This is a genomic window from Coleofasciculus sp. E1-EBD-02, assembly GCF_040218245.1.
Lineage (GTDB): Bacteria > Cyanobacteriota > Cyanobacteriia > Cyanobacteriales > Coleofasciculaceae > Coleofasciculus.
Genome location: NZ_JAVJQN010000267.1, coordinates 77,061 through 84,173 on the forward strand (window position 1 = coordinate 77,061; position 7,113 = coordinate 84,173).

At 48.0% G+C, this 7,113-nt stretch carries 7 protein-coding genes; 1 reads left to right on the forward strand and 6 read right to left on the reverse strand.

The window, feature by feature from the left end; genetic code table 11:
* Nucleotides 1-313 precede the first annotated feature (313 nt).
* From aroF to RIC07_RS38780, 6 genes are all read right to left on the reverse strand, one after another.
* A complete protein-coding gene (gene aroF, locus RIC07_RS38755) occupies nucleotides 314-1,372 on the reverse strand; it encodes a 3-deoxy-7-phosphoheptulonate synthase (protein WP_446399164.1) in 1,059 nt (352 codons plus the stop codon).
* A 144-nt stretch (nucleotides 1,373-1,516) separates the two neighbouring features.
* On the reverse strand, nucleotides 1,517-1,993 hold the full coding sequence (locus tag RIC07_RS38760; protein ID WP_446399165.1) for a photosystem II biosynthesis protein: 477 nt from the start codon (nucleotides 1,991-1,993) through the stop codon (nucleotides 1,517-1,519).
* A 16-nt stretch (nucleotides 1,994-2,009) separates the two neighbouring features.
* Nucleotides 2,010-2,279 (reverse strand): 30S ribosomal protein S15, encoded by a 270-nt coding sequence (gene rpsO / locus RIC07_RS38765; protein WP_006103631.1) that lies wholly within the window; start codon nucleotides 2,277-2,279, stop codon nucleotides 2,010-2,012.
* 112 nt (nucleotides 2,280-2,391) lie between these two features.
* Complete coding sequence (ruvX, locus tag RIC07_RS38770) at nucleotides 2,392-2,820, reverse strand: Holliday junction resolvase RuvX (protein WP_446382367.1); 429 nt, start codon at nucleotides 2,818-2,820, stop codon at nucleotides 2,392-2,394.
* A gap of 27 nt (nucleotides 2,821-2,847) precedes the next feature.
* Nucleotides 2,848-4,089 (reverse strand): RRXRR domain-containing protein, encoded by a 1,242-nt coding sequence (locus tag RIC07_RS38775; protein WP_446399166.1) that lies wholly within the window; start codon nucleotides 4,087-4,089, stop codon nucleotides 2,848-2,850.
* 244 nt (nucleotides 4,090-4,333) lie between these two features.
* The gene (locus RIC07_RS38780; RefSeq protein ID WP_446399167.1) at nucleotides 4,334-5,578 is read right to left on the reverse strand and encodes an N-acetyltransferase family protein; all 1,245 of its coding nucleotides are present in this window, start codon (nucleotides 5,576-5,578) and stop codon (nucleotides 4,334-4,336) included.
* 476 nt (nucleotides 5,579-6,054) lie between these two features.
* Between RIC07_RS38780 and cruF the strand changes: the two genes are divergently transcribed.
* A complete protein-coding gene (gene cruF, locus RIC07_RS38785) occupies nucleotides 6,055-6,981 on the forward strand; it encodes a gamma-carotene 1'-hydroxylase CruF (RefSeq protein WP_446382373.1) in 927 nt (308 codons plus the stop codon).
* Nucleotides 6,982-7,113 lie beyond the last annotated feature (132 nt).

Below are 7,113 nucleotides of genomic sequence, written 5' to 3' on the forward strand. Positions count from 1 at the left end.
CAGTTGCCTGGGATAAACCAGGCAGCTTTCTGCTATGTAATATTTTATCTTTACCTTCTAGTGCAGCGCGGCGGAAATATGTGAGCAGCTTTGTAGGTGTGGAGGAGCTGGGGGAGCTGGGGGAGCTGGGGAAGCTGGGGGAGATATTAGCTGTTCAGTTATTTCTGCCTTCTTGCACTAGTAGTTGACCCAACCGTGGTTTTCAACCCAATGAACCCATAAACCCATAGCTAAAATGCAACTACGAACTCACCAAAAGAACAAGGACACGGCAATGCCGTGTCCCCACGATATCACTGATGTTCTAGAATAATTACGCGATCGCCATAGCGGGTTCGTGCCAACGCCCAACGGCTTTACCAATCACTGCCATTTCTTGGACTAAGCTATCAAAGCGATCCGGTGTCAGGGATTGGGGTCCATCAGATAAGGCTTTAGCTGGATTAGGATGAACTTCAATCATCAACGAATCCGCCCCGGCTGCGATCGCGGCTTTTGCCATTGAGGGTACATACTCAAACCAACCCGTACCATGACTGGGATCAATCATGATCGGCAAATGGGTGAGCGATCGCAATACGGGTAACACCGATAAATCCAGTGTATTCCGGGCATACTTCCGGTCAAACCCCCGGACACCCCGTTCACAGAGAATCACATTAGGATTCCCGCCAGCTAATACATACTCCGCCGCCATTAACCATTCATCAATGGTTGCCGACATTCCCCGCTTCAACAACACCGGTTTATCCTGTGCGCCTACTTTTTTCAACAGGGCGAAATTCTGCATATTGCGGGCACCGACTTGCAGCACATCGACTACCTCGGCAATTTTATCCACATCGGCTGTATCCATGACTTCGGTAATGATCCCCAAACCCGAAGCCTCCCGTGCGGCGGCGAGTAAGCCTAAAGCGCTTTCTCCATGTCCTTGGAATGAATAAGGCGACGTCCGAGGCTTATAAGCACCTCCCCGCAAAAACTTAGCGCCCGCCGCTTTTACCCGACGCGCCGTTTCCACAATCATCTCCTCGTTTTCTACCGAACAGGGACCAGCTACCAGCACCACGGGATGCTGCTCTCCAAAGTGAACAGCTCCATCGGGTGTTGATACTACAACTTCGCCAGCTTCCCCGTGACGATATTCGCGGCTTGCCCGTTTAAAGGGCTTCTCAACCCGCAGCACTTCTTCTATCCAGGGGCTAATTTCCTGAATTTGCAGCGGATCTAAAGCTGCCGTTTCACCGACTAGACCAATAACAACCTTGTGTTTACCAACAATCGGTTCAGGCGTTAGACCCTGTTCGCTGAGTTCCTGACTAATGCGATCGATTTCGGCTTCTGGAGAGCCGACTTTCATGACTACAATCATAAGTTTTAAGGTTTAAGTTTTCAATGTGATTGAGGAAGGGATAGGTTTTGACCCTTCGCTTTTTTAATCAGGCATGGTGTGTGAGTTCACTCTCCCTACTCCCCCTGCTTCCTCTGCTCCCCCTGCGTTCCTAGAAAAAAAGAGCTAACTTTTTTTAGCCTCTCTCGCCTCACGCCATGCTGATGTGAGTCGTCCTAGGTTGGTTGTGAATTCCTGCCAACCCAGTAACGTTCCTGGACTGTCTTCCTCCCAGGATGCTGAAAGAACACCATAGGTTAATCCCAACACACCTAAGCCAAAAAATCCCATACTTACCAGAACCACCGCTACATTGGGTAACTCGATCTCCAGGTTAACCACCGCAAGATAGCTAACCACAAATGAAAGCATTCCCAAGGCTGTTGGAATACCGCAAAGTAGTGCCATACGGCGCACCATACGCTTACTCACCTGATCAGGAATAGTCATCGACTCAGGAGTAGAAGCCTTTGGTTGATCCGGTTTAGCTGGGGATTTCGCCTTAGCTTTATTCGCTACAGGTTTAGCCTGTGATTTCGACTTTTTTTTTCGCTTTTGGCTCGGCTCAAAAGGTAAAGGGTTGCGGGAGGGTTCGTCAGACATAAGCTTTAGTCGGTGTTTATCCGCGAATACCTAAGCGCTTAATCAAGGCTTGGTAATGTTCAGGATTGCCTTCACGCACATAACTTAATAAGCGTTTGCGCTGACCAATCATCTTTAATAATCCCCGACGGGAGGCATGATCCTTTTTATTGGCTTGCAGATGTGTACTCAAGCGACTAATGCGATCGCTGAGCATGGCGATTTGCACATCTGCCGAACCCGTATCGGTGTCGTGAATCTGATAGCTGTCAATAATTTCTTGTTTGCGTTCTTGGGTTAAAGCCATGGATAAATGTTCATTGGTATGATCCAGCAGTTTTTGATCATATCATTTTTCATGATTCATGGTATTCGCTCGTGGTATTCGCTCGTCGAGAAGCAAGCTAGATGGTTCATAATTAACGGTTTGAGCGACGAGTATCCAGCCACTGCTGGAGTATGATAGCTGCGGCTTTGCGGTCGATCAGAGCTTTATGGCGAGAGGGCGATCGCTTCTCAGCATGAAGTAACTGTTCGGCTTCAAAAGACGTTAACCGCTCATCCACATATTCTACGGGTAATTGTAGGGCAGCGCTCAAGCGACGGGCATATTTTTGCACCTGTCGTGCCTGGAATCCCAGCGTCCCGTTCATCGAATAGGGTAATCCAACCACCAGAACTTGAACGTCGCGTTGTTCGACGAGTTCTCGGAACTGGGATACATCCTGCTCAAAAGATGTTCGCTTGATTGTGGTTAAACCTGTAGCAATTAAGCCAGTACCATCGCATCCGGCGACACCAATTCGCTTACTGCCAACATCCAAGCCTAAGGCTGAGATTTTCTGCATCACATAAGTAGGTGGACACCATTAAAGTTAAACCTGGAGATCGTCATCGTATTCGCGTGAGACTCCGGGTGAGCGCGAAGCAACCCGGAGAGGGATAGCGGTCAAATCGACCCTTAAGGGCAAGGGGAGATTTGACAATCCAGTTGAAGGCACGACAATTAACCCCGTGCTTCGCTGCAACAACTGGACTTTTTTGGCGGTAAACTGTCCTAATCGTTTCCAGTTAACGTCACTAACTGAAACTTGTTTTTTGGTGTCTCCAGAACACCAGCCGATGTAAGTCTTTCCAGCTTTTTCGGCTATAACCTTGTCACCTTTTCTGAAGCCATGGCGGGTAACTGTACCACCGTATTTACGCCGTTTGCCTCCTTTTGATGGAACACACAAGTGTAACTGTCTACGGCTAATTGGCGGTCTACGGATTATCGCAAACGGTGCCGATGTGATTTGAACATCCCCACACCAGCGCCCATGTTTTGCATTATTCGAGTACCACTCTCGCCATTGAGTGAATTCAAACGCCGCCAAGGTAACACCATCAACAGCATGGGTTGCAGGTGTCTGTTGGTCCTTGTTTTTCTTGTCTTTGGCTAACCCTAGCCACTGTCTAAGCTGGCTAGTACCATTACAATTTCTTTCCCATCCTTGGTGAGTCGTGACGGGGGCTAGTTCAGACAGCCAAGTTAACATTTGTTGTTGACCGACCATGACTGGAGAAAACCCAACACCAGACCGAGCTGACTTGCGACCGCGGGTTCTGTCCACATCAGCCATGACTAACTCATAGTGAATAGCACTGATGGGGAATAGCTTAAACAGCTCCTTGACTACCCGTAACTCTAGCTGTTTGTTGGCTCGAATAGAGGGTGGTAGCTTTTTTTGTTTGCGGTTATCAAACCTGCCTGGGCGGTGGCATCGTTCATGGTAAGGCAGCTTCCGGTTAATCCGTCTACCTCTCCTTGCTCGACGCATGACACGCCGTAGTTCCATCCGTTCCTTGACTGTCTTAAACGGTAGGACTAAATGGGTCCACCAGAGGGTGACTTGATTTGATTGAACCCCAATCCCCGAATAACTTTTACCAGGGTCTATCCCTACCGCTATGGGCTGGGTGTTTTCCTCTGTTTCAAAGGTTAGCTGAATGACAAAGCATTCTAAATCGTTGTGTACCACCTTGGCTTTACCCTCCTTTAGCCAGCGTCTAGCGCGGCTAGGTTTGGTAGGCATTAAAGGCTTGCCCGACTTTGATAAAACTGGTACTCGTAGCATAGAGATAATCCTCACGAGCGAGTAAAGTATTTAGTCCCTTCCCGCCATCTCGGTTAAGATGTCTTGACTTAACAACAGCCCGACAAAAGGCTTTAGATTTGATCCGGACTAGGGAAGTATCCGGGTGTCTGTACCAAACCGAGACTCAATGCGGTATTCAACGGTTTTAATTGTAATTTGTCTTACAATCCCCACGCTCCACGTTAGTAGCGTGGGGTTGTTGAATCCACAACTCAAAACTCCCCTACTTAGTATCTGTCGAGTTGGCTGGCGGTGGAATATCCTTCTCTTTCGACTTCTGTTTCGATGAAGAATTGGCTCCATTTGTTTTAGAAACGGCGTTAGGTTGTTTGGAGAGGGATTCCCACCAGGACATACGGCTGGGGATGGGAGTACGGGCTGGCTGGAGTCCCTGAAGCACTTCTGATAACTGTAACCCTTCTAATTTCTTGGCTTCCCGGATTTTATGCCAGACTGAACGAGACATGAGCAGAGTATGCTCGATTCTCTGAGCCTCTAACTGTTCCAGGTAGTCTTCTCGTTCCGGTTGATAGTCGGCTGAAGCCAGATGCAAAGACTGGGCAGGATATTGTTGGGTAATCCGCGCCATTTGTGAGAATAACTCTGGATACAGGCAAGTGTAGGCAGGGTGAACAGTGAGCTGGGCTTCGTGTGCTTGACTCCCATCTCGGCAAAGGGTGAGTTGAAAATAACCAATAGCTGCTTTGCGCTGGGATTCAAACACATAAGCATTGATAACTTCAGTGCGATTGAACCACTGCTGTAGCGTCGAGACTAGCGATCGCATAAATCCTGTCTTAAAATCCTCGATATGACGGTCAAACACTTGACGCACTAACGGAGGCATGGACGCCGTATCTAGCTGATACAATAGTTGAGCATCAGCATTGCTCACCGGGAGCAAGTTGGGTAAATCGGGTTCGCGATCGCCTAGTTTAGCTAAGGTTTGAGCAGAAATTGACCAATATGTCAATTGCGCTAGAGGTTGAAATCCATTACGCCGATACAGTGCCAGGGTATCTTTATTGTGGATATTGACTTCTAGTAACCAGGTGCGGGCTTCCCAGATAGTCTCGAAGCAATGGCGTAAGAGTGCCGAGCCGGTTTCAAGTTTGGCGGGTTTATTAATGGATTCACGAGACGGATCGGGAGCAACTAACACCTGTTCCACGCGCCAAGTACTGCGAGTCCGATTAAAGGGCGACACTTTAATTAATCCTCGCAGCCGCTGAAATTGTTCAGCTACATAGAAACAAAAATCATACTGGCAAGGATTCGGAAACCAATTCAAAACCATCAGCAGCCCATACCAGCGTCGAACTTGCTGTAGTTGGCGGATGAAAGTTAACGAGCAGCTATTACACTCCGTATCTGTGGCTTGAGTCGTAAGCTGCTCAATTCTCTCCAAATCGCCGTATTGAATGGGGCGAATGACAGTCTTCGCGTTTTCCGGAACAGGTGAAGTCATGTTGAGTAAAGATGCTAGGAAGCCAACAGCAGACAAGACCAAGTTTTTTGCACTGTAGTATACAGTGACAAGATTCAAGTTACTGTCCTGCCAATATATTAACGATTTTCCCACTCTGTTCATCCCCAGTTGGGGAGAATAGGGGAGCTGGGGGAGCTGGGGGAGCTGAGGGAGCTGAGGGAGCTGGGGAAGCTGAGGAAGCTGGGGGAGCTGAGGGAGCTGAGGGAGCTGGGGGAGCCTGTAAAGACAAAAATTAAAATTAGAGCTGATCAGAGCCGTATTGCCTCACCCCCTTACCCTATCTCCTTCATCATTCAGATGGCGGCACTAGGGACTTTTTTCGTAAACATTTGTAAACTATAAATCATTGCTGCTTGTATACTCGCAAACAACCATTGCCTTGCCGCATCTGAATCGGAATGCTGCGTCTTGCTACTAAGACAAGTCTGGGGTTTTCACCATTTTAGGAGTTTTTCATGAACCAACTGATCAAAATTGAGCGCTCTTTGTTGATAGGTCATATCGGGGCTATGGCATTTGGACTGGCAGGGCTACTGCTGGTGTTGCCTCACCCCGAATGGATTATGAGTTTACCGCCACAGGGACAAACCCTATTTCAATGGTCTATGGCTGGGGGTGGAGTCGTCTACATTATTTTAGGAGCAGCAGCCGTTGCAATTTATGCCTACCGAACTCTGGGACTGTGGCAATGGTTGACGTTCATGATTCCTGCTATTGTCATTTCCTTGACCAGTGAACTCCTGGGAACGAGTACAGGTTTCCCCTTTGGACACTATGGTTACTTAAGTGGCTTAGGCTATAAAATCGCAGGTCTTGTGCCGTTTACAATTCCCTTATCCTGGTTTTATTTAGGATTGGTGTCTTATCTATTGGCTCGTGCGGGGTTAGAGAGTAGAGTGGCGACGAATCAATCAGTTAGTTGGTGGCGTCACTTGGGTGCGATCGCGATCGGTGCTGTTTTACTGACATCGTGGGACTTCGTTCTTGACCCCGCCATGAGCCAAGCCTCTGTCCCTTTCTGGTTATGGGAACAACCCGGTGCCTTTTTTGGGATGCCCTATCAGAATTTTGCGGGTTGGTTAGGAACAGGTGCTGTCTTTATGGCTGTCGCGGCTTTATTTTGGCAGAAAACGCCAATGGCATTGTCTAGACGCCAATTAGGATTGCCCTTAGCCGTTTACCTGAGCAACTTTGTCTTTGCGGCTGTGATGAGTATCGGTGCTCAAATATGGGTTCCGATTGGCTTAGGGATCGTGTTAGGCGTTGTTCCCGCCGTGGTATTGTGGCAGATGGCAACAGTGACACCGACACCTAACACCCTCGAACAAGGACAACGCGATCGCACTCCAGAGGCGAAAGTGCCTGTAGCGTCTATTAAGTAATTTGTCATTTGTCATTTGTCATTTGTCATTTGTCATTTGTCATTTGTCATTTGTCATTTGTCATTTGTCATTTGTCATTTGTCATTTGTCATTTGTCATTTGTCATTTGTCATTTGTCATTTGTCATTTGTC